Origin of the sequence: Planotetraspora silvatica (assembly GCF_016863315.1) — a bacterium.
Classification (GTDB): Bacteria; Actinomycetota; Actinomycetes; order Streptosporangiales; family Streptosporangiaceae; genus Planotetraspora; species Planotetraspora silvatica.
Genome location: NZ_BOOQ01000009.1, coordinates 16,851 through 40,575, shown reverse-complemented (window position 1 = coordinate 40,575; position 23,725 = coordinate 16,851). Strand labels below are relative to the sequence as shown.

27 protein-coding genes and 2 tRNA genes are annotated in these 23,725 nt (G+C 68.3%); 13 read left to right on the top strand and 16 right to left on the bottom strand.

Annotated elements, in window-relative coordinates:
* Window positions 1-156: 156 nt before the first annotated feature.
* Both Psi02_RS07855 and Psi02_RS07850 read right to left on the bottom strand, forming a co-directional pair.
* Entirely contained in the window at window positions 157-1,023 is an 867-nt protein-coding gene (locus tag Psi02_RS07855) for a hypothetical protein (RefSeq protein WP_203972797.1), read from the bottom strand.
* Window positions 1,020-1,340 (bottom strand): PadR family transcriptional regulator, encoded by a 321-nt coding sequence (locus Psi02_RS07850; protein ID WP_203953859.1) that lies wholly within the window; start codon window positions 1,338-1,340, stop codon window positions 1,020-1,022. The genes Psi02_RS07855 and Psi02_RS07850 overlap by 4 nt, the downstream gene beginning before the upstream one ends.
* Before the next feature lie 114 nt (window positions 1,341-1,454).
* Here Psi02_RS07850 and Psi02_RS07845 point away from each other — a divergent pair, with 114 nt between their 5' ends.
* From Psi02_RS07845 to Psi02_RS07820, 6 genes are all read left to right on the top strand, one after another.
* The gene (locus tag Psi02_RS07845) at window positions 1,455-2,390 is read left to right on the top strand and encodes an amidohydrolase family protein (RefSeq protein WP_203972796.1); all 936 of its coding nucleotides are present in this window, start codon (window positions 1,455-1,457) and stop codon (window positions 2,388-2,390) included.
* Window positions 2,391-2,489: 99 nt separating this feature from the next.
* Window positions 2,490-3,083, top strand: a complete 594-nt coding sequence (locus Psi02_RS07840) for a maleylpyruvate isomerase family mycothiol-dependent enzyme (protein WP_203972795.1) — start codon at window positions 2,490-2,492, stop codon at window positions 3,081-3,083.
* A 77-nt stretch (window positions 3,084-3,160) separates the two neighbouring features.
* On the top strand, window positions 3,161-3,934 hold the full coding sequence (locus tag Psi02_RS07835) for a maleylpyruvate isomerase N-terminal domain-containing protein (RefSeq protein WP_275415159.1): 774 nt from the start codon (window positions 3,161-3,163) through the stop codon (window positions 3,932-3,934).
* Between the two features lie 71 nt (window positions 3,935-4,005).
* A complete protein-coding gene (locus Psi02_RS07830) occupies window positions 4,006-4,944 on the top strand; it encodes an aldo/keto reductase (RefSeq protein WP_203972793.1) in 939 nt (312 codons plus the stop codon).
* Window positions 4,945-5,096: 152 nt separating this feature from the next.
* Window positions 5,097-5,978, top strand: coding sequence for a hypothetical protein (locus Psi02_RS07825; protein ID WP_203972792.1), 882 nt, complete (start codon window positions 5,097-5,099; stop codon window positions 5,976-5,978).
* Entirely contained in the window at window positions 5,975-6,346 is a 372-nt protein-coding gene (locus tag Psi02_RS07820) for a GntR family transcriptional regulator (RefSeq protein WP_203972791.1), read from the top strand. Before Psi02_RS07825 ends, Psi02_RS07820 begins: the two co-directional genes overlap by 4 nt.
* A 47-nt stretch (window positions 6,347-6,393) precedes the next feature.
* Here the strand turns inward: Psi02_RS07820 and Psi02_RS07815 are convergent, their stop codons facing one another.
* The 5 genes from Psi02_RS07815 to Psi02_RS07795 form a co-directional block, all read right to left on the bottom strand.
* Window positions 6,394-6,936, bottom strand: coding sequence for a hypothetical protein (locus tag Psi02_RS07815; protein WP_203972790.1), 543 nt, complete (start codon window positions 6,934-6,936; stop codon window positions 6,394-6,396).
* 231 nt (window positions 6,937-7,167) lie between these two features.
* Window positions 7,168-7,773: a GNAT family N-acetyltransferase gene (locus Psi02_RS07810; RefSeq protein ID WP_203972789.1), complete on the bottom strand. Its 606-nt coding sequence runs from the start codon at window positions 7,771-7,773 to the stop codon at window positions 7,168-7,170.
* 247 nt (window positions 7,774-8,020) lie between these two features.
* Window positions 8,021-8,326, bottom strand: coding sequence for a hypothetical protein (locus Psi02_RS07805; RefSeq protein WP_203972788.1), 306 nt, complete (start codon window positions 8,324-8,326; stop codon window positions 8,021-8,023).
* Window positions 8,327-8,502: 176 nt separating this feature from the next.
* Window positions 8,503-8,940 (bottom strand): SCO4402 family protein, encoded by a 438-nt coding sequence (locus tag Psi02_RS07800; protein WP_203972787.1) that lies wholly within the window; start codon window positions 8,938-8,940, stop codon window positions 8,503-8,505.
* On the bottom strand, window positions 8,937-9,608 hold the full coding sequence (locus tag Psi02_RS07795) for a DUF4190 domain-containing protein (RefSeq protein ID WP_203972786.1): 672 nt from the start codon (window positions 9,606-9,608) through the stop codon (window positions 8,937-8,939). Before Psi02_RS07795 ends, Psi02_RS07800 begins: the two co-directional genes overlap by 4 nt.
* Before the next feature lie 735 nt (window positions 9,609-10,343).
* Between Psi02_RS07795 and Psi02_RS07790 the strand changes: the two genes are divergently transcribed.
* On the top strand, window positions 10,344-10,631 hold the full coding sequence (locus Psi02_RS07790; RefSeq protein WP_203972785.1) for a hypothetical protein: 288 nt from the start codon (window positions 10,344-10,346) through the stop codon (window positions 10,629-10,631).
* An 811-nt stretch (window positions 10,632-11,442) separates the two neighbouring features.
* Here Psi02_RS07790 and Psi02_RS07785 read toward each other — a convergent pair.
* The 7 genes from Psi02_RS07785 to galU all read right to left on the bottom strand — a co-directional run bounded on the left by Psi02_RS07785 (window position 11,443) and on the right by galU (window position 16,180).
* Window positions 11,443-11,519 (bottom strand) — tRNA-Ala (locus Psi02_RS07785).
* Window positions 11,520-11,569: 50 nt separating this feature from the next.
* Complete coding sequence (sepX, locus tag Psi02_RS07780) at window positions 11,570-12,238, bottom strand: divisome protein SepX/GlpR (protein ID WP_203972784.1); 669 nt, start codon at window positions 12,236-12,238, stop codon at window positions 11,570-11,572.
* 181 nt (window positions 12,239-12,419) lie between these two features.
* Window positions 12,420-13,064 carry a GNAT family N-acetyltransferase gene (locus tag Psi02_RS07775; protein WP_203958005.1) on the bottom strand — a complete coding sequence of 215 codons (645 nt, stop codon included), beginning with the start codon at window positions 13,062-13,064 and terminating at the stop codon, window positions 12,420-12,422.
* Between the two features lie 54 nt (window positions 13,065-13,118).
* On the bottom strand, window positions 13,119-13,595 hold the full coding sequence (locus Psi02_RS07770) for a MogA/MoaB family molybdenum cofactor biosynthesis protein (protein ID WP_203972783.1): 477 nt from the start codon (window positions 13,593-13,595) through the stop codon (window positions 13,119-13,121).
* Window positions 13,596-13,618: 23 nt separating this feature from the next.
* A complete protein-coding gene (gene moaC, locus Psi02_RS07765) occupies window positions 13,619-14,089 on the bottom strand; it encodes a cyclic pyranopterin monophosphate synthase MoaC (RefSeq protein ID WP_203972782.1) in 471 nt (156 codons plus the stop codon).
* Window positions 14,086-15,270: a molybdotransferase-like divisome protein Glp gene (glp, locus tag Psi02_RS07760; protein WP_203972781.1), complete on the bottom strand. Its 1,185-nt coding sequence runs from the start codon at window positions 15,268-15,270 to the stop codon at window positions 14,086-14,088. Before glp ends, moaC begins: the two co-directional genes overlap by 4 nt.
* Window positions 15,271-15,274: 4 nt before the next feature.
* Entirely contained in the window at window positions 15,275-16,180 is a 906-nt protein-coding gene (gene galU / locus Psi02_RS07755; RefSeq protein WP_203972780.1) for a UTP--glucose-1-phosphate uridylyltransferase GalU, read from the bottom strand.
* Between the two features lie 24 nt (window positions 16,181-16,204).
* Between galU and Psi02_RS07750 the strand changes: the two genes are divergently transcribed.
* The 5 genes from Psi02_RS07750 (at window position 16,205) to cpaB (ending at window position 20,738) form a co-directional block, all read left to right on the top strand.
* Window positions 16,205-16,780 carry a 5-formyltetrahydrofolate cyclo-ligase gene (locus tag Psi02_RS07750; protein ID WP_203958000.1) on the top strand — a complete coding sequence of 192 codons (576 nt, stop codon included), beginning with the start codon at window positions 16,205-16,207 and terminating at the stop codon, window positions 16,778-16,780.
* Between the two features lie 32 nt (window positions 16,781-16,812).
* Entirely contained in the window at window positions 16,813-18,318 is a 1,506-nt protein-coding gene (locus tag Psi02_RS07745; protein ID WP_203972779.1) for a potassium/proton antiporter, read from the top strand.
* Between the two features lie 331 nt (window positions 18,319-18,649).
* The gene (locus tag Psi02_RS07740; RefSeq protein ID WP_203957998.1) at window positions 18,650-18,997 is read left to right on the top strand and encodes an FmdB family zinc ribbon protein; all 348 of its coding nucleotides are present in this window, start codon (window positions 18,650-18,652) and stop codon (window positions 18,995-18,997) included.
* A gap of 84 nt (window positions 18,998-19,081) precedes the next feature.
* Window positions 19,082-19,888 carry an S-methyl-5'-thioadenosine phosphorylase gene (locus Psi02_RS07735; protein WP_203972778.1) on the top strand — a complete coding sequence of 269 codons (807 nt, stop codon included), beginning with the start codon at window positions 19,082-19,084 and terminating at the stop codon, window positions 19,886-19,888.
* Between the two features lie 256 nt (window positions 19,889-20,144).
* The gene (gene cpaB / locus Psi02_RS07730; RefSeq protein WP_239094693.1) at window positions 20,145-20,738 is read left to right on the top strand and encodes a Flp pilus assembly protein CpaB; all 594 of its coding nucleotides are present in this window, start codon (window positions 20,145-20,147) and stop codon (window positions 20,736-20,738) included.
* A 32-nt stretch (window positions 20,739-20,770) separates the two neighbouring features.
* On the opposite strand, the gene Psi02_RS07725 is transcribed toward cpaB, so the two are convergent.
* Window positions 20,771-21,913, bottom strand: a complete 1,143-nt coding sequence (locus Psi02_RS07725; RefSeq protein WP_203972776.1) for a D-alanyl-D-alanine carboxypeptidase family protein — start codon at window positions 21,911-21,913, stop codon at window positions 20,771-20,773.
* Between the two features lie 144 nt (window positions 21,914-22,057).
* A complete protein-coding gene (locus Psi02_RS07720) occupies window positions 22,058-22,945 on the bottom strand; it encodes a hypothetical protein (protein WP_203972775.1) in 888 nt (295 codons plus the stop codon).
* 156 nt (window positions 22,946-23,101) lie between these two features.
* Here Psi02_RS07720 and Psi02_RS07715 point away from each other — a divergent pair.
* A tRNA-Arg gene (locus Psi02_RS07715) sits at window positions 23,102-23,174 on the top strand.
* Window positions 23,175-23,725: the final 551 nt, after the last annotated feature.

Genomic DNA, 23,725 nt, shown 5'->3' with positions numbered 1-23,725 from the left:
CCGACCTCGGTGGCGGAGAAATTCCGGACGGTGTGAATCGCCTCGCACGTAAAGCGGGCGGCCGCGACCCTGAAATGCTCATTTCGGCGTCGAGGTCGAAAAGCCCGGCTCCGCGAATCGGAACCGGGCCGCGACCGGAGTGGCCGCTCGGATGGCTCAGACCTTCTGCCTGGTGCGCCGCGCCGCCACGAACGACGCGAGCACGAGCAGGGTGAGCAGGCCCCAGTAGGCGAAGCCCTTTCTGCCGTGCATGGACAGGTTCTCGCCCAGGTACGTCAGGCCGGGGATCAAATAGACGGCCGCCGCGAGGGCCCACCTGGCGTCCCTGACCGCGACTGTGGCCCAGAGCGCGGCACTGAGCACCAGCACCTCGACGCCCGCCCGGAAAAGCATCCAGGTCAGGCTGCCGTCGTAGTAGGGGTAGACGAACTGCAGCCCCCAGCAGAGCCCCAGAATCAGGAGCCACGCCCACGATCGGGTGGGGAGACCCTTCCCCGGCCGCACCGCGAGCACGGCCAGGCCGGCGACGATCAGCCAGTAGGGCAAAATGTTCGACGCCTCCACGTAGGCAGGACCGAAATCGGCCACCTGCCACGCGTCGTTGTGCAGGACGAGGAAACGGCTGGCATCGAGCGCAGCGATCAGAGCAAGGGGAAGCGCCAGCCGCACCCATCCCCGGATGATCGCCACGATCAGGACGATCGAGCCGAGCGCCCAGATCGGCCGGAAGCCATATATCAGGGTGACTCTCAGTGCGAACGTGGTCGTCGCGACGGCGAGCACGCCCAACTGCAGCCCGTCGGCCCACCAGGGCGCCCCCGCGGCCCTGGCGTTTCGCGCACGGGCGGCGAACCCGCCGGTGATGAGAGCGAACGTCTCCCGGAGCGCGGGACGGCGGGTCTCAGGATCGGACGCCGCCATCAGCGTCCCGATGAGCTCCTCACCGTGCCACTGGCGGTAGACCTTCGGATAGGCCCGGAGCAGGTTGCGGTAGCGCCGTTCCAGCGCGGCCGTGGCGCTCATGCGCCCATCACCGCGATCTGGCCCGTGACGACCCTGGCGGCCTGCTGGAGGCGCACCGCCTCCTGGCGGACGGCGACGACGCCGTCCTCGGTGATCCGGTAGTAGCGTCTCGGCCGGCCGTCGACGACCTCCTCCCTGTCCAGCACCACCAGGCCGGCCTCAGTGAGCCGGTCGAGCGCGCCGTACAGGGTGCCGACGGCGAGTTTCACTCTTCCGGCCGACTGATCACCCGCACGTTTGATGATCCCGTAGCCGTGAAGCGGGGCTTCGAGGAGTGCGGCGAGTATGAAGTACGTCGCCTCCGTCATCTTGGTCATGGACGAGACCATATATCGGGTCCCGATATATGGTCCAGCGTTTCCGGCCGAATATCGTCCCGGAGGCACCCTGGCAGCGAGCGGCCCGAGCCGCCACGGCTAGCGTGTGGCGTTATGACGGAGGCGACCCGACGGGCCATCCCCCTTCCGGACGATCATGCTCACGGCGATGCGCAGGCGGACGTGGCGCCCGTGATCGCATTCTGGCGGGACCTCGGCCTGCCCGGCCTGATCGACGTGCACACCCATTTCATGCCGGAGCGCGTGCTCGCCAAGGTGTGGGCCTACTTCGACTCCGCGGGGCCTCTGGTGGGCCGCGACTGGCCGATCTCCTACCGGCTCGCGGAGGAAGACCGGGTCGAACGCCTCCGGGCCTTCGGCCTGCGCGCGTTCACCTCGATGCTCTACCCCCACAAGCCCGACATGGCGGCGTGGCTGAACTCCTGGTCCGCCGACTTCGCCGCCCGCACCCCCGACTGCCTGCACACCGCGACGTTCTTCCCCGAACCGGGCGCCTCGCAGTACGTGACGCGCGCGATCGAGTCGGGCGCCCGTGTGTTCAAGGCGCATCTCCAGGTGGGCGCCTACGACCCGAACGACCCGCTGCTCGACGAGGTCTGGGGCCTGCTGGAAGACCAGGGCATCCCGGTGGTGACGCACTGCGGTTCAGGCCCGGCTCCCGGCCCGCACACCGGTCCGGGACCGATCGCCGCCCTGCTTACCCGGTATCCCCGACTGCGACTGGTCATCGCCCACATGGGAACCCCCGAATACACCGAGTTCCTCGCGCTGGCCGTACGGCATCCGCGGGTCCACCTGGACACGACGATGGCCTTCACCCGTTTCACCGAGCAGACCGCACCGTTCCCGCGCGCGGCGATCCCGCGCCTGCTGGACCTCCAGGAGCGCATCCTGCTCGGCACCGACTTCCCCAACATCCCCTACCCGTACGGCGAGGCCCTGCGGGCACTGGCCGACCTGCATCTCGGGGACGACTGGCTGCGCGACGTCTGCCATCACAACGCCGCCAGGCTCTTCACGATCGGCTGAACCCTCCTGGCCAGAGGACCCGACCGGTAACCCCGACCTTTCGGTGCGAACTCCCGTACGGTGCTTGGTTCCGACCTTGAGAGAGCCGAGGAGTTCGAAATGACGGTCACCGCCGACGACTTGGACGCAGCGATCGCCCAGGTGGTCGCCGCCCTCGGCCCGATCGCCGATCGCGATTGGTCCGTACCGGCGGGCACGTTGGAATGGACCTGCCGGCAGACGGCCGAGCACATCGGCGACTGCTTGATGTCATACGCCGGCCAGATCGTGGTGCGGCCCACCGGCAGGTACGTGCGATTCATGGCGGAGGCCGATGAGAAGGCCTCCCCTGCCGAGGTGCTGGAGTTCGCCGAGGCCGGTGGACGCATCCTGGTGGCGACGGTGCGGACGGCCTCACCGCATGTGCGGGCGTACCACCCCTCCGGGATGGCCGATCCTGAAGGCTTCGCCGCCATGGGCTGCGTCGAGGCCCTGCTTCATGGCCAGGACATCGCCCAGGGTCTCGGTCTCCCGTTCGATCCGCCACGCGACGTGTGCGCACGCGTGCTCGCTCGACTGTTCCCGCGGGCCGCCGCCGATCTCGGCTCCGCCGACCCGTGGCACGCGCTGTCGTGGTCCACGGGGCGCATCGAGTTGCCCGGCCTCCCGCGACTGCGGGAATGGCGCTGGCGCGGCGCCCCGCTGAGCGATTGAACCGCAGCCGGCAGGCAGAGCGCGCGCCCGCTGGAAACTCGGTTCAGAATTCCGGGCGCGACTGGTTCGATGTGCGGATGGACTTTTCCCGGCTTCTCAGCTGTCTTGAGGATGACTTCGTCCGATTGCGTATCGCAGTCGTCAGTGCCGATCCGTCGGCACGCGTACCGTCGTGCCCTGACTGGTCCGTCGGCGACCTCGCACGACACGTCGCGGAGGTCTACCTGCACAAGGCCGAGTGCATCCGGCTCAGGGCCTTCCCCGAGGAGTGGCCGCCCGGCGTGCTCGACCCCGATCCTGTGATCTCTCTGGACCGAGCCCATGCGGCGCTGTCCGAGCAGTTCTCCGCACACTCCCCGGCCGACCCCGCGGCCACATGGCACGAGCCCGATCAGACCGTCGGCTTCTGGATCCGCCGCATGGCTCAGGAGACGGTGATCCATCGCATCGACGCCGAGCTTACGGCCGGGCATCCGGTGTCCCCGGTCCCGGACGATCTCGCCCTCGACGGTGTCGACGAGGTCCTGAAGCTCTTCTTGGGCTACGGAAGCACCCGCTGGCTGGACGACTTCGGCACCCTCCTCGACGAACCGGATGAGCGCCCGGTCACGGTCTCCACGAGCCACCACGCCTGGACGCTGACGGCCGTGGCGGGCGAGGGCGCACAGCCCGGCCAGGTGAACGTGAAGGACGCGGCCACGGGCTTCGACGGAGAAGCGCTGGTGAGCGGGGACCCGGCTCCGCTCCTCCGCTGGCTCTGGAACCGGGGCGACGACGCGTCCGTCCGCATCTCCGGCGACGCGGCCCTGCTGAAGCAGTTCCACGCCCTGAGAACCGCCGCCACGCAGTGAATCGGCCTCCGGCTCCGATCGAGATCACCAGCAGCCACGGCCGGTCGGATTCGGCTGCCAGGATGATCTATATGAAATACATCCCCCTCGCCCTGGGCACCATCCCGTTCGGCACCGTCCTCGACGACAGGGACGTGTTCGCGATCCTCGACCGGTTCGCCGAGGCCGGCGGCACTGTGCTGGACACCGCGAACAACTACCCGTTCTGGACCGAGGGTGCCACCGGCGACGAGAGCGAGCTGTCCATCGGCCGCTGGCTGGCCGTACGGGGCAACCGCGACCAGATGGTACTGAGCACCAAATGCGGTGGGCGGCCGACCGTTCCGGGCGACCGGACCATGAACTCCGCAGAAGGCCTGTCCGCCGCGACGATCGCCGCGGCCGCCGAAGGCAGTCTGAGGCGGCTCGGCACCGATCACATCGACGTGTACTGGGCCCACATCGAGGACCGCTCCGTCCCTCTGGAGGAGACCCTGGGGGCCTTCGCCGAATTGGCGGAGGCGGGCAAGGTCCGCGAGATCGGCGCGAGCAACGTGGCGGCCTGGCGCCTGGAGCGTGCCCGTGCCACTTCGCGGGCAGGCGGCCTGCCGCTCTACACCAACGTGCAGCTTCGCCACACCTACCTGCGGCCCCGGCCCGGAGTGCGGCTGCCCGAGTCCGGCCACGTCCTGGTTCAAGACGACATGCTCGACTACCTGCGCTCGGAGCCCGGTCTGACCCTGTGGGCGTACAACACGCTCATGGCCGGCGCCTACACCCGCGAGGACCGGCCGATCCCGGAGGCCTACGACCACCCCGGCACCGTACGCGGGCTCGCCGTTCTACGGGAGATCGCGCGCGAGCTGGACGCAACGGTCAACCAGGTGGTGCTGGCCTGGCTGATCGGCGGAGACGTCACGACGGTCCCCATCGTCGGCGTGAGCTCCCTCTCCCAGCTTGACGAGGCCCTGGGCGCCCTGGACATCAAACTCGACGATGAACACCGCGCCCGCCTGGACGCCGCCCGCTGATTCACTCGGACCCCCCGCCGGGGCGACGGTCCGACCCGGAAGGAAGGTCATGGGCGGGCGACCGGGCATCGCCGGATTTGTATCAATAACTTGCCACAAGCGGGCTGAATTAGGCACTCTTTGTATCGTCCGGTTGATACAAAGGAGCCGCAGTGACCACCGCGATCCCCCTGGCCCTCACCGTGTTGCTGATACTGGCGTCCGTGCTCCTCGCAACGCTCGTCTCATCAACCCGGGCGGTGGCGCCTTCCAGCAGTGTCGATTCCGGGTTGCGCACCACGGCGAGGCGTCTCCTGTGGGCCAGACTCGCGGGGCTGAGTCTCGGGCTCACGGCGTCCTGGCTCGTCCTGAATTGGGATGGCCTCGGTCGCGGGCCGTTGCTCGCGACCCCCGCCCTGGGCCTGGGCATCCTGTTCGGCACGCTGACGGGAGAGGCCGCCGCACCGCGGCCGCACGGAGCGATCCGCGGTGCGTCATTGGAGATCAGAACGGCCCGCGATTACCTGCCCAGGTTCTCCGCGCCGCTGGCCGGCGCACTCTCGCTGGTCACCGTCGTCCTGTTGGCCGTCACCACCGCCACGGCGAGCGCCGACGACATGGGCCGTCCCGGCCGGGTGCTGGCCGCGAACCGCCCGGACGGAACCGTGCGCAGTGCGGTCAGCCCTTGGCCCGGCTGGTTCTACGCCTGGCCGTTGCTGTCCGTACTCGCGGTCGCGTTCCTGCTCTCCGCGCTGGCGGTGCACCGCGTCGTCCGGCGCGGACGCCTGGACCTCGACGCGGCGGCGAGGGCCGTGGATGACGCGCGGCGAGCGCATTCCGCTCGTGTGGTCACCGCGGCCTACGGCATCTGCGTGGCCCTGCCGCTGGCGGGGATCGCCGTCGTCGCCGGGGACGCTCTCCACCGGCAGAGCGAGTTCATCGGCTGGGCCACGGCCGGAACGTGCGCGCTCCTGGGAGTCGCCGTCCTCTCCGCGTGCTCGGCCGTCTGGTACCTGGCCGAACTGCTCTCCCGTCCTGGGATCAAGCCGTCGTGATCAAGGTAGATGTCACCAGTCCCTCCCCGCCGTACGAGCAGATCCGGGCACAGCTCGCGGAGCTGATCCGGTGCGGGGTGTTGAACGTGGGCACTCGCCTGCCTCCGGTGCGCCAACTCGCCGCCGACCTGGGCCTGGCCGTGGGCACGGTCGCGCGGGCGTACAGGGAACTGGAGCGGGCCGGTTACGTCAGCGGGAAACGCGGTGGCGGCACCCGGGTACTGCCACAGCCTGAGCCCCAGATGACGCGAGCGGACCTGATCGAACAGCATGCCCGCGCTTATTTGACCGAAGTCGCCCGGCTCGGCGGCTCGGCCGAGGAAGCGGTCGAGGCCGTCCAGGCGGCCGCGCACGCGGATCCTGCCTGACGAGGCGGATCGCACAGAGGGACCGCTTCCCACTTGGGCCACAGACGCTATTTCGGCAGAAGCACCAGAATGGCGTGGTCGGAGGCGACCTCCGCAAGACGCAGCTGAATTGTGTTGATACGCCCCGGTCTTTCGGTGGTCAGCGACACCTCTCCTTCGTCATGGCAGCGACCGTTGGTACAGCTGCTATTGACGCTGACGTTTCGTCCGTCGACATGGAGTCCGCCCGAGGAGCCTTGGAGAGCCAGCCTGATCTCGTCTCTCCCAAGGGACTTGACGGTGATCGAATCCAAACCGAACTTGGCATCGATCTTCAGCCGGTCACCCGGTCGGACCTCCACTTCGCAGTCGGCGTCCTTGCACGCCGCAAGGTCGGTCCCGTTGGCCGCCTTCGGCGACGCCGGTGAGGTGGACGCTTCCGGCGGCAGTGGTGAGGCCAGCGCGACCTCGGGCGTCGACGCCGAGTTGCTCGACGCGGCGGCGGATCGCTGCGTCGGCTCCTCGCCTGAGCCGCAGCCGGCGAGCAACGCGACCGCGGCGGCGGCAGCGGCGGCGAACCGAACGAGGCTGACATGGGCAGGAATGGTCAATCTGGTCCGCATGACAGCCTTTCGGGAATTCGCAGAATAAAATCGGCTATTACCGGCAATCCATCAGGCAATTGCCACAGCGGATCTCTTTCCCATGTCCGCGCTGGGTACGTCTCGCCGTTGGACGGGTTTCCTTCCCCATACCCGACGACCGAATCCGAGGTCCAAGGAACACTCGTCGGCAGCGCGCTCCTTTTTGATATCCCCGGACCAGATGACCGCCGACTGCGGCTAGAAGTCGATCCGCATCACGACGCGCCTGAGCGTAGGCCTGCTGACCTCGGCGAACCCGGCGGCGGCGAAGATGCTTCTGCTGCCGACGTAGAGCTCTCCCCAGGCGACCTCCTGCCCCGGCTGCGTGATCATCGGATAGCCCTCGACGGCACGGGCGCCGCGCTCCCGCGCGAAGTCGACGGCACCGCGCGCGAGCGCACGGCCGACGCCGCGGCGCCGGAAGCCCGAGCGAGTGACGAAGCAGGTCACGGCCCAGACGCCGTCATCGGTCTTGTCCTCATCGCGGCCGGTCCACGGGACGCGGGTGCGCAGCAGACGCTCGTACGCGGTGCGGGGCTCGACCGCGCACCAGCCGACGGGTTCGCCGTCGAGGTAGGCGACGAGGCCGCTCGTCGTGCGGGCCTCGGGCCGATCACAGCCGGTCTGTTCGCGCAGACGCTCGGCGCGTTCCTCAACGGGAACCGACTTCCACTGAAAGTCCCGGATCTTGAAGTACTGGCACTGGCACCTGGACGCATCGCCGCGCGCGCCGAAGACGGCCTGCAGGTCGTCCCAGCTCGCCTCGTTGGCGGGCACGATGGAGATCGCGGCATCCGCCGTCATTCTTGTCGGGTCCGCCATCGCCGCACCGTTCCTCCGATTGGGCCGAGCCCGCCTGGCCGGCAACGATGAAGAGGCTGCCCGCGCCGTACGAGGGCGTCAACTCGGACCGTTCGGCAGGTCGGGACCGTTCGCCAGGAAAACGGCCCGGAGTCGGGCAGCAGGCACGACGAAGCTGCCCGCGGCCTGTCGGTGCGCGGGCAGCTCATCAAGGGAAGAGGCCCCTGGCCGTCGCCGTCGCAGAGTAGGCCTACTTGGCCTTGACCACGTCGGCGGGACGCTTCACCTTCACCTTGACGCCGTAGTCGAACAGCTCGAGCGTCGCGGTGAACGTGCCGGTGTCGAGCCGGCCCTTCGCCGTCGACTGCCACCGTCCGGCGAGTGCCACCTTCGCGATCCGGCCATCGGCATCGAGGGTGACGTCGCCGGACATGGCGCTCGAGCCGTCCTTGGACTTCGCGGCGTACTCGAAGTGCAGCGTGCCGTCGGAGTTCTCCGCGGTGGTCGCGTTCGCGCTCTTCAGCGCCTTGAACAGCGTCGCCGGGTCAGGCGTCACGGCGCCTGCGGGCCGTGATGACAAGCTCGTCAGCGCCGTGCTTCGCCTCGTTCGACCCCCCCGCGGTACCAACCGGACGCAGCTCACCAAACAGCTCCTCCACCGATCCATCTCCCGGCGCGCCCGTCCCCCACGGGCCGTCCGTCTCCTGGATCGTCGAGCTGCCTCCTATCGGGCTATTCCTCCTCACCTTGGCTCAGTGGCGGCCAGCGATGTCCGGCGTCATGTAGCTCGCTCAAAGCGGTGAGATCGTTCTCCACCAGCACTTGCGCCAGTCGCGCCGCTGCAGCTAGCACAGCTGGCCAGCCGGGCGATTCCAAGTACGCCTCATCCCTGGCGGTCGCACCGATTGCATCCTGTACTTCCGAGTACGCGGCGCCGAGGTCAGCCATCAACGAGACCTCCTCCTCTGTGCGCAGGCTCACTCCGAGCCAGAGCTGAGGAGCGTGTGCATTGCAGAAATCGTCGAAGAGGATGTGCACCACATAGTCGAGATTTTCGAACTTATCGGGATTTAGCCACACCTCACGTTGCCAGGACGGGCTCGCAAGGGCGACGACCGCGGGGACAATGTGCAAGCGGTACTGGGGAAACTCGATGCCATGGTCGATCACCCGCCGAGCCCGTCGGTCTCAACGCGACATACCCCGTATGGACCGTTCGACTTGGCCTCGCGGACCATCTTCCCGTCGACCTTGATCCGGCAAGTGATGGTGCCTTCAGCGTCGGCGTTCTGCACCCACAACGACAGGGTCGGCGCATCCTCGTCCACAGAGACGGACTTCGAGTAGGGAAGTGGGACGCCGGCACCCTGCTTGATGTCGAACCCGACGTTGTAGGTGACATTCGTGGCGGTCTTCGCGCCGTTCTTGCCACTCGCCTCGAAGGTGACCTTGTGGTCACTGGGGGCGGGCTCTTCGCCCACGAGCTGGGTCGCGCCCGCCGTCGGCTGTGCCGCGGTTGAGCTACCAACCCCGCCGATTCCCGTGACGATCCCGGCGAATGCGAGGATCCAGTAGAGGATCCACAGCCCGGTCAGGATCCAGCCGAGGACTACGCCGGTCAGCGCCATTCCGTGGCCATCGGTCCTGTCGCGGCGGATTTGGCCGAGAGCGACATGGCCGAACACGACTGCGAGGATCGAGGTGAATCCGCAGGTGATGAAACCGGTCAAGCCGAGGATGAGGCTGGCGATGGCCAAGCCGTTGTTCCGCCGGGGCGGCGGCTGCTGGAAATAGACGGGCTGCTGGTAAGGCTGGGCGTAAGGGGGCTGCTCGGTCATTCTGGACTCCGATGGCGTGATGGGTCTCTAGTGATCTATGTGACGAATGGCGCGTTCCAAAGGTGTACGCGTCCAGTTGTCGGAGACCAGATCGTTAGGTGGGCCTGCCGACCTTCATTTGGCAGATGAAACGGCCGGCCGGGGATCCCTTTCCGGGAGTTCCCTCCCTCCTCTTGCCTCCGCCGGCCTCTCCATCTGCGCCTGCTTCAAATCCGAATGATCGGACACGTAAGCGGAGCTACGCTCGCCTCATCCCGACAAACGGTGACGAGAGGGCGCCTGAGGCAGCACGCCAAACCGGTGGGAGTACGAGGCGGCAGGCGGGAGCCCCGTACGCGTGATGCGCGATCGGCATCCTGAATAGGCCCCACCGGGCCTCTCCCACACAACGCCGGGGCCATCCGGGGCAGGGGCGACAGGCATCCGACGCGGATTACCTGGTTCTCGAGACAGTGAGCGCCGACAGCGAGAGGTCGTGCACTGCCGGGACCTTATGCCGGGCGGATCAAGTCATACTTTGCGGTGTCTTGATCTACACGGGAGGTGCGCCTGATGCGCAGATTTGCTCTAGCAATTGCGGTTACGGCACTCATGACCAGCTGCTCATCGCCTAGCAGTGGTGGACCGGCGACGTCGGCTCCCGCAGCGCAGGCGAGTGCTCCTGGTATCCCACAGACCACGGTCGCCGAGCTTGATGAGCCGCCATCATCATCCCTGGCCGATCTCACGCAAGGCGTGGACGGCAAGATCCTTGTCAACTACGTCGACGACAAGGCGGAATCTGGCAGCTGGAGCGGCGACTTCACGGCCCGGCGTGAATACGACATCGTCGGCGACTGCACCGGAGTCACCGGGAACGTCACCGTCGAAATCAGTGACGGCATGCAGTGGGCGTATCCGTGTTCGGAGGGTGCGGGACGTTTCTTCAACGGGGACATCCCCACGACGGATAAGGCGTACCACTTTACGGTCAACGTACCGGACGGTGCGAGGTGGGCCGTTCTGGTCTACCAGCCCTCTTAGATGCGAAGGCGGTCGCCACGCATGCGACCGCCTCCCCGCTTCCCATCGCTGAGGACGATGCCGCCATAGAGCTTGAGCGGACGGTTGTGACCATGTGGCCAGACTGTGCGAGGAGGCTGCGTAATGGCGCAGCGCGCCAACGGCGAGGGCTCAGTCTTCCCCTACAGGAACGGCTGGGCGGGATAGGTCTGGGTCACAACGCCCGAGGGCACCAGGACCCGCAAGTGGGTCTACGGCAAGACCCGCGAGGAAAGACGTCGATCTTGATAGCGCAGAGATGGCGATTGGCTGGCAACTCCAGCGCGTCCGTGGCCGGCTCTATCACCGCGTGACCAAAACCGAGGCGTCGGATGCTGTACTGCCCTTGGTCGACAGCTGCGTTACCGCACTCCGCGGTCGGCAGGTAGAGCAATCCGAGGCGCGGGAGGCTGCCAAGGGGGAACGGATCGACAACGGACTGGTCTTCACAACGCGGACCGGCTGGCCGGTGGAGCCGCGGAACTTCAACCGCAGCTTGCAAAAGCGATCAAACAGGCCGATCTACGGAGCATTCCCGTCCATGCCACCCGCAAGACGTGCGCCTCGCTCCTCGTCGCCCTGGACGTCCATCCGAGGATCGCGATGCAGATCCTTCGGCACAGCCAGATCGCGGTCACCATGAACATCTACAGCAAGGTGTCATCTGAGGCCACGCGTACGGCGCTCAAGAAGCTCGGGGAGCAGCTCGGATAAGGGGGCGTTGCTGTAGTACAGCGCTGATGTACAGAGATCAAAAAGGCCGGTCCCGCTGGGCGGAACCGGCCTCTGACATTGGTGGAGCTATGGGGATTTGAACCCCAGACCCCTTCGATGCGAACGAAGTGCGCTACCGGACTGCGCTATAGCCCCAATGACTCGACTAGATTAGCAAACTCTTGGGGCTGCCCGCGCCATCCGGATCAGTCTCCGACCGCACGGCGGCCATCGGCGTACTGGTCGAAGACCTGGTTGCGCCTGCGAGCCTCGAACTGGATGATCTCCGCCTCGCGCGCCATCTCCTCCATGGCACGGCGGTGTTCCCGCTGCCGGCGCAGATGTTCCGCCCGCGCCCGCGCGGCCCTGTCCCGCTGCTCGGCATCGGCCTTGACCGCGACGCGGAGCACGGCGAGATAGCCCACGAGCAGCAGGCCCGAGGGCGCCACGCCCCACCAGGGCATCACTCGGACGGCGGCCGTCACCACGGACGCCAGAACGAGCAGCAGGCTCCACAACAGGCGCCTGCGCCTGCGGGCGACGATGGTCGCGCGCCGCTGCCCCTCCGTACGGCGTGGCCGTACCGGAGCGGGAGCCTCGGCGTCGGCGGTGTCGGCCTCCACCGCATCGCGGGAAGGATCCACCGAAGCCGAAACCGAAGCCCGAGCAGCAGCGGGTGCAGCAGCGGGACCGGGCACAGGGGCCAGAGCCGGCTCGGCATTGGAGCGGTCCGGAGCCGGCGCCTCGATGATCGTGTCGGCTTCGGCCTGCAGGTCCTCGTAGACCTCGACATGCCGGTCCCTGCGCAGCCACATGGGCAGCAGGACGCTGAGCCACATCACGACGATGGCGAGGTAGAGGAGGGCGCTACCCATCCGGCCACCTCCAGGCATGGCGAACACATCCGGGGACTCGAGTCGTCGGAGATGTGCTCACGTCACGCACCGTAAGACGGTGTGTCACTGATTGACGAGCATTCGGTCCGGTGTGTCGCGAGATCGTCAAAGCTGTTCATGTAATTCGATCCCGAGCGCACCTTCCCGGAGATCGTTTGAGCTAACCCGGGCTGGGCTCGCTCCGCCGGGCGTTGGAGCCCTCCACCGTCCGGCGCCACTGGACCAGAAGGCCGCGTGGCACGTCCTCCACCGTCAGCGCGTAGCAGATGTGATCACGCCACGCACCGTCGATGTGGAGCTGGCGCCTGCGGACCCCCTCCTCCCGGAAGCCAAGTTTCTCCACCACCCTGCGGCTGGCGTGGTTCTCTGGCCGAATGTTTGCCTCCAGCCGATGCAACCCTGTGGTGAAGAAACAGTGGTCCACGGCCATGGCCAGCGCGGTGGGAATGATGCCCCGGCCGGCGAGGGCGCCGTCGATCCAGTACCCCACCTGGGCCGAGCGGGCAGAGCCCCAGACGACCGCGCCGACGGTGAGCTGCCCCGCGAACTTGCCCTCGTGGGTGACCACCCAGGGCAGCGCGAGGCCCTGGCGCGCCTCACGGCGAAGTGTTCCGACCATCGAGACGTACGGCCCGAGACCCGTCCTGAACAGCGGCGTCTCGGGGTTGCTCGGCTCCCACGGGCGCAGCCAGTCGGCATTGCGCAACCGGGTCTCCCGCCAGTCTCTGACGTCACGCATGCGCAGCGGCCGGAGCTCGATGGGCCCCTCCGCCAAGATGGCCGGCCAGCCGCGAAGTCGATCCATTAGTCAATCATCCACCTGAGGACGGTCAACGCGCCACGCGAGGCTCAGTCTCCCTCACGCCCCATGGTCACCGCCGTGAATCTGGTCGACGACGTGACCGAGAATCGGGCCGAGGATCGCCATGCCGTCCCGGACGCCGCCCGTCGACCCGGGCAGGTTGACGATCAGCGTCGAGCCCGCCTGCCCGGCGAGGCCCCGGGACAGGATCGAGGTCGGGACCCTCTCCCGGTTCGCCTGCCGTACGGCTTCGGCGATCCCCGGGATCTCCCGATCGAGGACGCGGCGGGTGTACTCGGGCGTGAGGTCCTGGGGCGTCACGCCGGTGCCTCCCGTCGAGACGATCACGTCGTATCCCTCCGCGACACCGGTGCGGAGGGCCGACTCCACGGGTTCGCCGTCGGGCACGACGCGCGGCCCGTCGACGGACTCACATCCGGCCTCGGCGAGCAGGGCGGCCAGGAGAGCGCCCGAGCTGTCCTGGTAGACCCCGGCGGAGACCCTGTTGGAGACTGTGATCACCAAAGCGCGCAAAGTCGTTCCCCTCCCACGTTCGGTCAGTCCCGGGTCCAGACGCCGGTCTTGCCGCCGGTCTTCTCCTCGACCCGCACGTCGCCGATGACGGCCGCCGGATCGACCGCCTTGACCATGTCGACCAGGGCGAGCGCGGCGACCGTGACGGAAGTCAGCGCCTCCATCTCGACGCCGGTCCTGTCGGCCGTACGGACCCGGGCGGTGATCTCCACGCCGGAGTCGACGACGGACAACTCCACCTCTACGCCATGAAGCGCGATCGGGTGGCAGAGCGGCACCAGGTCGGGTGTGCGCTTGGCGCCCATGATCCCCGCGACCCTGGCCACGCCGAGCGCGTCGCCCTTCGGGACGTTCCCCGAGCGCAGTGCGGCCACGGCCTCGGCCGAGAGGGCGACCCGCCCTGTCGCGGTGGCCGTGCGGACGCTGACGTCCTTGGCCGAGACGTCGACCATGCGGGCGGCGCCGGACTCGTCGATGTGGGTCAGACCGTTCACAGCGGGATCACCTCCACCTCGGCTCCCGCAGGGAGCTCCGTCACCTCTTCCGGCACCACGACGAGCGCGTTCGCGGAGGCCAGCGCCGCGAGCTGATGGGAGCCCTGACCTCGGACGGTGTCGACCGTCGTGCCGGACAACACGCCCCTCAAGTAGGACCGTCTGCCCGACGGCGAGCGCAGCGCGGCGGTGGTGGTCGCCCGCACGGTCTCCGGCAGGCTCGCGGGCAGGCCCTGCATCCTGCGCAGCGCCGGCCGCACGAACAGGATGAAGGACACGAACGACGAGACCGGGTTCCCCGGCAACGCGAAGATCGGCACTTCGTCCGGTCCGACCACGCCGAAGCCCTGGGGCATGCCGGGCTGCATCGCCACCTTCTCGAACGAGACGGTCCCCAGCGGCGACAGGGCTTCCTTGACAGGCTCGTAGGCGCCCATCGAGACACCCCCACTGGTGATCACCGCGTCGGCGCGCACGAGCTGGGCGTCCAGCCTGTCGAGGAACACCTGCGGGTCGTCGGTCACGGCACCGGCCCGGAAGCCCTCTCCCCCGGCCTCCCGTACGGCCGCCGCCAGCATGAAGCTGTTGGACTCCCAGATCTGCCCGGGGGCCAGCGGCGAGCCCGGCTCGGCCAGCTCCGCCCCGGTGGACAACACGACGACGCGCGGCCGGGGCCGTACCGTCACGCGCCGCCGTCCGACGCCGGCGAGGATGCCCAGCTGGGCCGCGCCGATCCTGGTGCCCTCGCGGAGCACGACGTCTCCGCCCTTCACGTCCTCGCCGGCGCGCCGGACCGCATGGCCCGGGCCCGCCGGCTTGTGGATCGTGACCCTGGTGGTGCCGCCGTCGGTCCATTCCACCGGGACGACGGCGTCCGCGCCCGCGGGGAGCGGCGCGCCGGTCATGATGCGGGTGACCAGACCCGGCCCGATGGCCCGCAGTTCGCCGTCGCCGGCGGCGATGTCCTCGATCACCGGCAACGAGATCGGCGCGTCCGCCACATCCTCGGCTCGTACGGCGTAGCCGTCCATGGCGGAGTTGTCGAACGGCGGCAGCGGCACGGGCGAGGACACGTCCTCGGCCAGCACGCAGCCGAGCGCCCGCTCCAACTCGACCTCGAGAGGCGCGAGAGGCTGGACGGTGGCGAGGATGTCGGCGAGGTGGCGGTCGACGGGCTTCATGACTCTAGGATCCGGCCTGGTCGAGGAACTCTCGCAGCCAGGGCAGGAAGTCGGGCGCCAGGTCGTCGCGTTCGGCGGCGAACTGGACGACGGTGCGGAGATAGTCGAGCTTGTTCCCGGTGTCGTAGCGGCGACCGCGGAACAGCACTCCGTGGACGGGACCGCCCTCGTCGGGCGATCGGGAGGCCAGGGTCCGCAGGGCGTCGGTCAGCTGGATCTCCCCGCCGCGCCCGGGCGGCGTGTTCTCCAGCACCTCGAACACCGCGGGATCGATCACGTAACGGCCGATGATCGCCCAGTTGGACGGCGCCTCGTTCGCGGGCGGCTTCTCCACGAGGTCGGTGACGCGGACCACGTCGTCCTCACCCGTGGCGACGATCGCGGCCGCGCCGTACAGCGAGACCTGCTCGTTCGGGACCTCCATGAGAGCGATGACGCTGCCGCCGTAGGTGGCGCGGACCTCGATCATGCGCTTCAGCAGCGGGTCGCGCGGGTCGATGAGGTCGTCGCCGAGCAGGCAGGCGAACGGCTCGTCGCCGACGTGCTGCTTGGCACAAAGAACGGCATGACCGAGCCCCTTCGGCTCGCCCTGCCGTACGTAATGCATGGTCGCGAGGTCGACGAGGTCTTGGACCTGGGACAGCCGCTCCTCGTCGCCCTTGGCCCGCAGGGCGTCCTCGAGTTCGTACGCCACGTCGAAATGATCCTCGATGGAGCGCTTGTTGCGGCCGGTCACCATGAGGACGTCGAGCAGCCCGGCGGAGACGGCCTCCTCCACGACATACTGAATGGCCGGTTTATCGACGATCGGGAGCATTTCCTTGGGGGTGGCCTTCGTCGCGGGGAGGAACCTGGTTCCGAGACCCGCGGCCGGCATCACAGCTTTGGTCACAGGATCGAAGTCAGCCATGGTTGAACATTAACGGAGCAGGCTATGGACAAGGCGAACCTGCGTCAGCGGATCTTGCGCAGCCGGGCCGAACTCAGCGAGGAGACCCTCAAGAAGTCCTCGGCCGCGGTGCGCGAACTGCTGCTCGACCAGCCATGGGTGCAGATGGCGGGACTCGTCGCCTGCTACTGGTCGTTCGGCAGCGAGCCGTCGACACACGGTTTGATCTTCGCGTTGTGGAAGCACGGCACGACCGTGATCCTCCCGGTACAACGCGCGGACGGCGACCTGGACTGGGCGGTCTACGACGGCCCGGACTCCCTCGCGCCGGGACCACTCGGGATCATGGAGCCGGTGGACACCCGCCGGGGCGTGGACACCATCCGCACCGCGGGCCTCGTGCTGGTCCCGGCGCTGGCGGTGGACAGGTCGACAGGAGTACGGCTCGGCAGGGGCCGCGGGTTCTACGACCGGGCGCTCGCCCGTGTGGGGCCGAACGTGCCGACGGTCGCCCTGCTCCATGACGGCGAGTTGGTCGACGGCGTGCCCGCCGAACCGCACGACCAGCGGGTACGGTTCTCCGCCCTCCCCGCAGGAATCATTGAGTTGGTGCAAATGTGAAAAGATTGGCGTAACGCGAGGAAGGGGGGCAGGTGGGTCTGAACGTCTGGCTTCTCCTGTCCGCCACCGTCGTCATCGCGGCAATCGCGTCCGTCCGGATCGCCCATCGCACCGGCCTTCCCAGCCTGCTGATCTACCTCGGCCTCGGCCTGCTCCTCGGAGAGTCGGGCCTGGTCGGCATCCACTTCGAGAACGCCGAGATCGCCCAGCAACTCGGCCTCATCGCGCTCGCCGTCATCCTCGCCGAGGGCGGCCTGACCACCAACTGGAACCACGTCCGCACCGCCGTCCCCCTGGCTCTGGTCCTCGCGACGGTGGGCATCGCGGTCAGCATCGTCGCACTGGCGGTGGCCGTGCACGCGCTGCTGGGCATGGAGTGGCGGTTCGCCCTGCTGCTCGGCGCGGTCCTCGCCTCGACCGACGCGGCGGCGGTGTTCTCGGTGTTGCGGCGCCTGCCCCTGCCTCCGCGCCTGGCCGGCATCCTCGAGGCGGAGTCGGGCTTCAACGACGCACCCACGGTCATCGTCGTGATGATGCTGAGCACGGTCACGCAGCCGATGCCTGCGGTGTCGTCCGTACTGATCGAGACCGCCTACGAGCTCGTCGTCGGAGCGGCGGTCGGCCTCGTGGTCGCGCCCGCGGCGGCCTACGCGCTGCGCCGGGTGGCGCTGCCCGCCTCGGGCCTGTACCCCATCGCGGTGCTCGCCCTGGCGTTCGTGGCCTACAGCGGGGCGACGCTGCTGCACGGCAGCGGATTCCTCGCCGTCTACATCGCGACGCTGATCCTCGGCAACTCCCGACTGCCCCACCGGGCGGCGACCAGGGGCTTCGCCGAGGGGGCGGCCTGGCTCGCGCAGATCGGGCTGTTCGTCATGCTGGGCATCCTCGCCAGCCCGTCGGAGCTTCCCGGCGTGGTCATCCCGGCCATCGTCTCGGGGCTGGTGCTCGTGTTGATCGCCCGGCCGGTGTCGGTCGTGGTGTGCGCCGCGGTCGCCCGGTTGGTGGGGATCGGCAGCGTCTCGTGGCGCGAGCAGGTGTTCCTGTCGTGGGCGGGACTCCGCGGCGCGGTTCCCATCGTGCTGGCCACGATCCCCTGGGCCGCCGGGATGCCCGACGCCAAGGGGCTGTTCAACGACGTCTTCATCATCGTCGTCGTGTTCACGGTGCTCCAGGGCCCGACACTGCCCTATCTCGCGCGCATCCTCGATCTGTCGGCGGAGGGCGAGGCCCGCGATCTCGACGTGGAGGCCGCGCCCCTCGAGGAGCTCAACGCCGACCTGCTCCAGGTCCGCATCCCGCCGGGGTCGAAGATGCACGGCGTGGAGATCTTCGAGCTCCGCCTCCCGGCGAACACGCTCGTGACGATGGTCGTTCGGGGCGACCGGTCGTTCGTGCCGTCGGACACGACAAGACTGCGGGTGGAGGATCAGCTTCTGGTCGTCACGACCGCCCCCCAGCGGGAAGCCGTGGAACGCCGCCTGCGTGCTGTCAGCCGCCGCGGCAAGCTGGCCGGTTGGTACGGCGAACGCGGCGGTTAGCCGTACCCGGCCGGCGGAACAGCGTGGAGTGGCGGCCTGCGGGCTCGGCCTGTTGATCGCCTGTGGGGCGCGGGCGTGCGGGTGATGATCGATCGCGGGCGTGCGGGTGATGATCGATCGCGGGCGCGGGGGTGGTGATCGGCCGCGGGCGTGGGCGGGCTGATCGGTTTCGAGGGGCGCTGTGGGGCGGTGGAGTGCTGTGGGACGGTACGGTGCGGTGTGCGCGGCTTGATGCGGCGGCGCAATAAACCGGGCTTGAGTGGCGTTTACGCTCGTTGACTGCTTACCATTAGCAGTCGAACGGGTCGAGTGCCAGTTTCAGGAGGAGCGCGTGCCCACCTACCAGTACGCCTGTACCGTCTGCGGTGAGCAGCTGGAGGCCGTCCAGAAGTTCACCGACGACCCGCTCACGGAATGCCCGCAGTGCCAGGGCAAGCTGCGCAAGGTCTTCTCCCCGGTCGGCATCGTGTTCAAGGGCTCGGGCTTCTACCGCACCGACAGCCGGTCCTCGAGCTCGTCCACCGCGCCCGCGTCGACCTCGACGAGCGACTCCAAGAAGCCGGCGGCCGACGCGAGCAAGACGTCGAGCGACACGGCGAAGAAGGAGCCCGCGGCCGCGTCCGGAAGCTCCTCCTCCACCACGTCGACGACGAGTTCTTCCACCACCTCCGCCGCGTGACGACGGGCCCGGCGCCGACCGGGCCCGCACGAGTTATCCACAGCCTGTAATCGCGGCCGATGCGGATTCGTTAAGGTCGGCCGCATGACGAATCGCGCAGAGATCGGAGTCATCGGCGGCTCGGGTTTCTACTCCCTGCTCGATGACGCCGAAGAGATCAGCGTGGCGACGCCGTACGGCCCGCCGAGTGACACCGTGACGTTGGGCCGGATCGGGGACCGTTCCGTGGCCTTCATCCCTCGCCACGGGCGAGGACATGTCTTTCCCCCTCATCGCATCCCTTACCGGGCGAATCTGTGGGCTCTGCGCTCTCTTGGCGTCCGCCAGGTGCTCGCCCCGAGTGCCGTCGGATCCCTGCGCCCCGAGATCGGGCCGGGCGCCTTGGTCGTTCCCGACCAGCTTGTGGATCGCACGACCAGCCGGGTGCAGACCTACTACGACGCCGGTGGCGCCGTCCACGTGTCGTTCGCGGACCCCTACTGCCCCTCAGGCCGGGCCGTCGCCGTGGCGAAGGCGCGGGAGACGGGGTGGAACACCGTCGACGGAGGCACGCTCGTCGTGATCGAGGGCCCTCGGTTCTCCACCCGGGCGGAATCGAGGTGGTTCTCCGACGCCGGCTGGTCGATCATCGGCATGACCGGTCACCCCGAGGCGGTGCTCGCTCGTGAGCTGGCTCTCTGCTACACGTCCCTGTGCCTGGTGACCGACCACGACGCCGGTGTCGAGGCCGGCGAGGGGGTCACGCACGAGGAGGTGCTCGCCTTCTTCGCCGCCAACGTCGAGCGGATGCGCACACTGATCAGTGAGGCCGTCGAGGGCCTTCCCCTCGACCGCTCCTGCTCGTGCGGAGACGCTCTGGACGGCCTCAAGCTCCCCTTCGACCTTCCGTAGCCCGCCGTGCGTGCTTTCCGGACGCGGGGGCGCATGGGCGGGCCCTCGGCCTTCGGCGGGCCCTCGGCCTTCGGCGGACCCTCGGCCTTCGGCCTTCGGCGGACCCTCGGCCTTCGGCCTTCGGCGGACCCTCGGCCTTCGGCCTTCGGCGGGCCCGTACGGATGAGCCCCCGGACTCGGCGGCCCGCCGAGCCCGGTGCCTACGGCGGCCCGCCATGCGTGTGATCTCGACGATCGGAGGACCACGATGCCCGCGATGAGGCGCATCCTCGCCCGCCATCGCCGTGTGATCGCCGCGCTGCTGGCAGGCCTCGCGATGGCGTGCGTGCTGATGGCCGTCCGGCAGCCTCAGGGCGTGCCGGTCCTCGCCGCGGCTCGCGATCTGAGTGGCGGCCGCCTGGCCGCCGCCGACGTCATGACCGTACGGCTCCCGCCTGACGCGGTGCCCGATGGCGCGTTTCCCGCAGGGTCGGCGGTGACGGGACGGGTGGTCGCGGGGCCGGTGCGCCGGGGCGAGCCGCTCACGGATGCCCGGCTGCTCGGCCAGGGCCTGCTCGCGGCGCGGGAGCCGGGGATGATGGCCACTCCCGTGCGGATCGCCGATCCCGACGCGGCGAGGTTGCTCTCCCCCGGCGACGTGATCGACGTGCTGGCCGCCTTCGAAGGGGACGCCCAGCAGGCGCTCGCCGTGGCGCACGAGGTGAGGGTGCTGGCTCGTCCGGTGGAGGAGACGACGGAGGGTTCGGAGTCCGGCGCTCTGCTCGTGCTGGCGACGAGCCCGTCAGAGGCGGCTCAGCTGGCCCAGGCGCAGGCCCAAGCCCGGCTCTCCGTCACCATCCATCCGCGATGAAAGGCGGTGTTCTCCACGGAGGCGATCTGTGATCAGACGCCCGCGCCGAGCTTGGGGTCGTACTCCCAGTGCCAGGGCTCGAAGGGATTGCTGTAGGCCCACGACGGGTGGATGAACCCGTAGCGCTTGCTGTTGGCCTCCAGCCAGTTGAACTGGACCGAGCCGGAGTTCTGTACGCCGCCGCACAGGTCGACGGCCAGGCCGAGACCATGGTTGCTCCGGCCGGGAACGGCGGCGAACCCGGGGCGCGCATAGTAGACGGCCTGTTGCGAGGCGAGGCTGCGATAGCTGTCGGTCACGCACATCTGCCGGCCGAACTTCTTCTGGTAGGACAGGTTGAGGTCGGCGAAGGCGATCGCCGCGTCGGCCCGCAATTCCCTTCCCGCCTGGGGCAGGGGGCAGAGGCTGCTCTTGGGGAGCAGGCCGTTGGGGTACTGCGCCGCCGTGGAGATCCGGGTGGGGTCGCAGGCGCCCGCTCCACGATGGCCCTGGTTCACCTTGACGCCCATCTTGGTCAGCGTCTGCGTCAGCGACTTCACCAGATCGGATGACTTCGCCCGCAAGCTGTCGACCTGGTGATCGAGCTGGGCCTCTTCCAGGAGGTTGGCCGATCGAAGATCCTGAGCCTCGGCGGCGAGCTTCTCCTTGTCCTGCAGCAGCCGCGCCGCATCGTCGAGGACCTTGTTGCGCCCGACGGCCAAGTGGTCGACGTCGCTCATCGCGCGCAGCGTCGCGGTGCCGTCGCCCTGGGCGAAGAGCGGCCCGATCCCGGTGGCCGAAGGGTTCTGGTAGACGGACTCGACCAGGTCCGAGAGCGGCTTGCGCATCGCCGCCAGTTCCTGGTTGGCCTTCCCCAGCTGCCTCAGCTTGGACGCCAGCTTCTTCTGTGAGGAGTCGAACTGCTTTTTCCTGGCGTCCAGTTGCTTGGACGCGTCGCCGATCGCCTTGTAGGCCTCCTGGGCCTGCCTGCGAAGCGCCGTCAAGCTGGGTTCCTTGGCCGCTTCGACGGATTCCGCGGCCGCTTGGGAGCCGGCCTCCGATGTGGAGGCGGCTTCGCTGGTGATGGCCGTCTCTGAAGCCACGGTGACGAAGCGGGACGTGCCGGACGAGACCCCTGCGACAGAGGTCACCGCCATGACGGCCGCGATCAGACCAGCCGACCGAGGAGACGGCACGATCAACTCCTCTTTACGAACTCGTGACTTCGGTCAGGCACGCACGTTACTACAGCCGCCTGAGTCCCGGGCCCGGTCGCCGAATGCGATAGGTACCTATCGCGGTCCAATTTGGAGACTTGTCCGGTCTGTCGTTAATGGCCTTTATGGCTGGCCGCCGCGTTCCTTGCACAGGTCCCACAGCCAGGTGTCCTGCCAGTCGAGGGCGCAGGTGAGTTCGGCCTGCTCCTTCTTCTCGACCGGTGGCGCCTTGGGCACAGCGACCGGCCGGGCCTTGCCTGCGGCGGCCTGCGGTGCCACCGGAGGCTTGCGGATGATGATCAGCTGGCCGTACACACGGGAGGGGCCGGAAGGTGGAGGCACGGCCGTCGGCTCCATGACCTGCCGGCCCGGTACGGCTCCCGCCGCCGGAGCCGCATTGGCCGCATCGGACGACGCCGAGCCGGCCGCATCGGCCGGTGCCGCGGCGCCTGGAGGTACGGCATTCGGCGCTGCGTTTTGGGCGGCATCGTGGGCGGTGTCTTGTGCGGAGTCCTTTGTGGCGTCTTGGGCGGCGACTGGTGCGGCGGCACCAGGGGCGCCTGGCAGTACCGCGTGCCGACCATCCGCCAGGACGCCGGGCTTCTTTCCGCCCGCCACGTCTTGAGTCTCGGCGTTGGCCACCGACTGAATGTTTGGGAGGTGCTTCGTCTCGGCACCGCGGGGATCCTGGAGGCCGGTCGCCATTCGCCCGTGAGGATGGCCCGTGGGGAGACCAGGCATGGAGACGTTCTGGATCGTCCCCTGGGAGAAGTCGTATGCCTCTCCGTCCCTGGCCATGTCGCCTGCGGATGTCGGGGCCTGAGGGTGCAGCGGAGATTTCGCCTTGCCGGCCGCCTGGATGGAGCCACCAGTGGCCCCCCGAGCGGTTGCCTCGTAGCCGGTGATCTCGGCCATGAGCATGCCCGAGGCGAGGACCGCTGGCGCGGTCAACCCTACGACGAGCATCACGAGGCGCAGCCTGCGGAAGTATTTGCGTCGCAATCCGGTCACGAACAGTGACGGTAGCCAGGTGCGACACGGAGGAACTCGCCCACTTGCCAGGGCTTTACCGCAGTTCAGCCACGCGATGACCCATCAGCTTCGAGCCACGCCCCTACTGAGGCGCGCGCTGTGCCAACTCTTCGCTACGCTTACAGAGCACATCACGCCTCCGTAGCTCAGGGGATAGAGCACCGCTCTCCTAAAGCGGGTGCCGCAGGTTCGAATCCTGCCGGGGGCACTCTTTTGACCTTGGGATCCAGGCTCTGACCTGGAGTTCTTCCCCGAGAGGTCTCACACCTCGATGCAGCCGTAGGCCATCGGAAGCAGCCCCATGTCAGGGGTTGCGGGATATCTGCGGGATGAAATCAGGGGCATGATCGCAGGCCGTGGCGTGAAAATCCGTACGAGGAGCAGCCCGTGGAATGTCGATCACATCCCGCGCGGCGGCCGCCGCTGCTGACCATCGACACCGCCAGCTAGGGCAGTGCCTGCCGTAGCTCCTCAGACATACCAAGCCCAAATTGCCAGGTCGGGCGTGGATGCGCAGACCCTCAATACGTGCTTCTGCTTTGGGCGTGGCGCTTTCGGATGGCGAAGCCAGCTCGCCCTGGCGACGCTCGCACGAAACGTTTTGAGCTGCGCGTCGTTGGCTGCTAGCTGCAAAGTTTTGCGATTGCGTCTCCTGCATGCTCACGCCGGTCAGCGTCCACGTAGCACACGCTACGAAGTAGCCAATATGTCTCCGTAGAGGAATTCCAGCCGTATATCCTCATGGCAGTCGGAGATTTC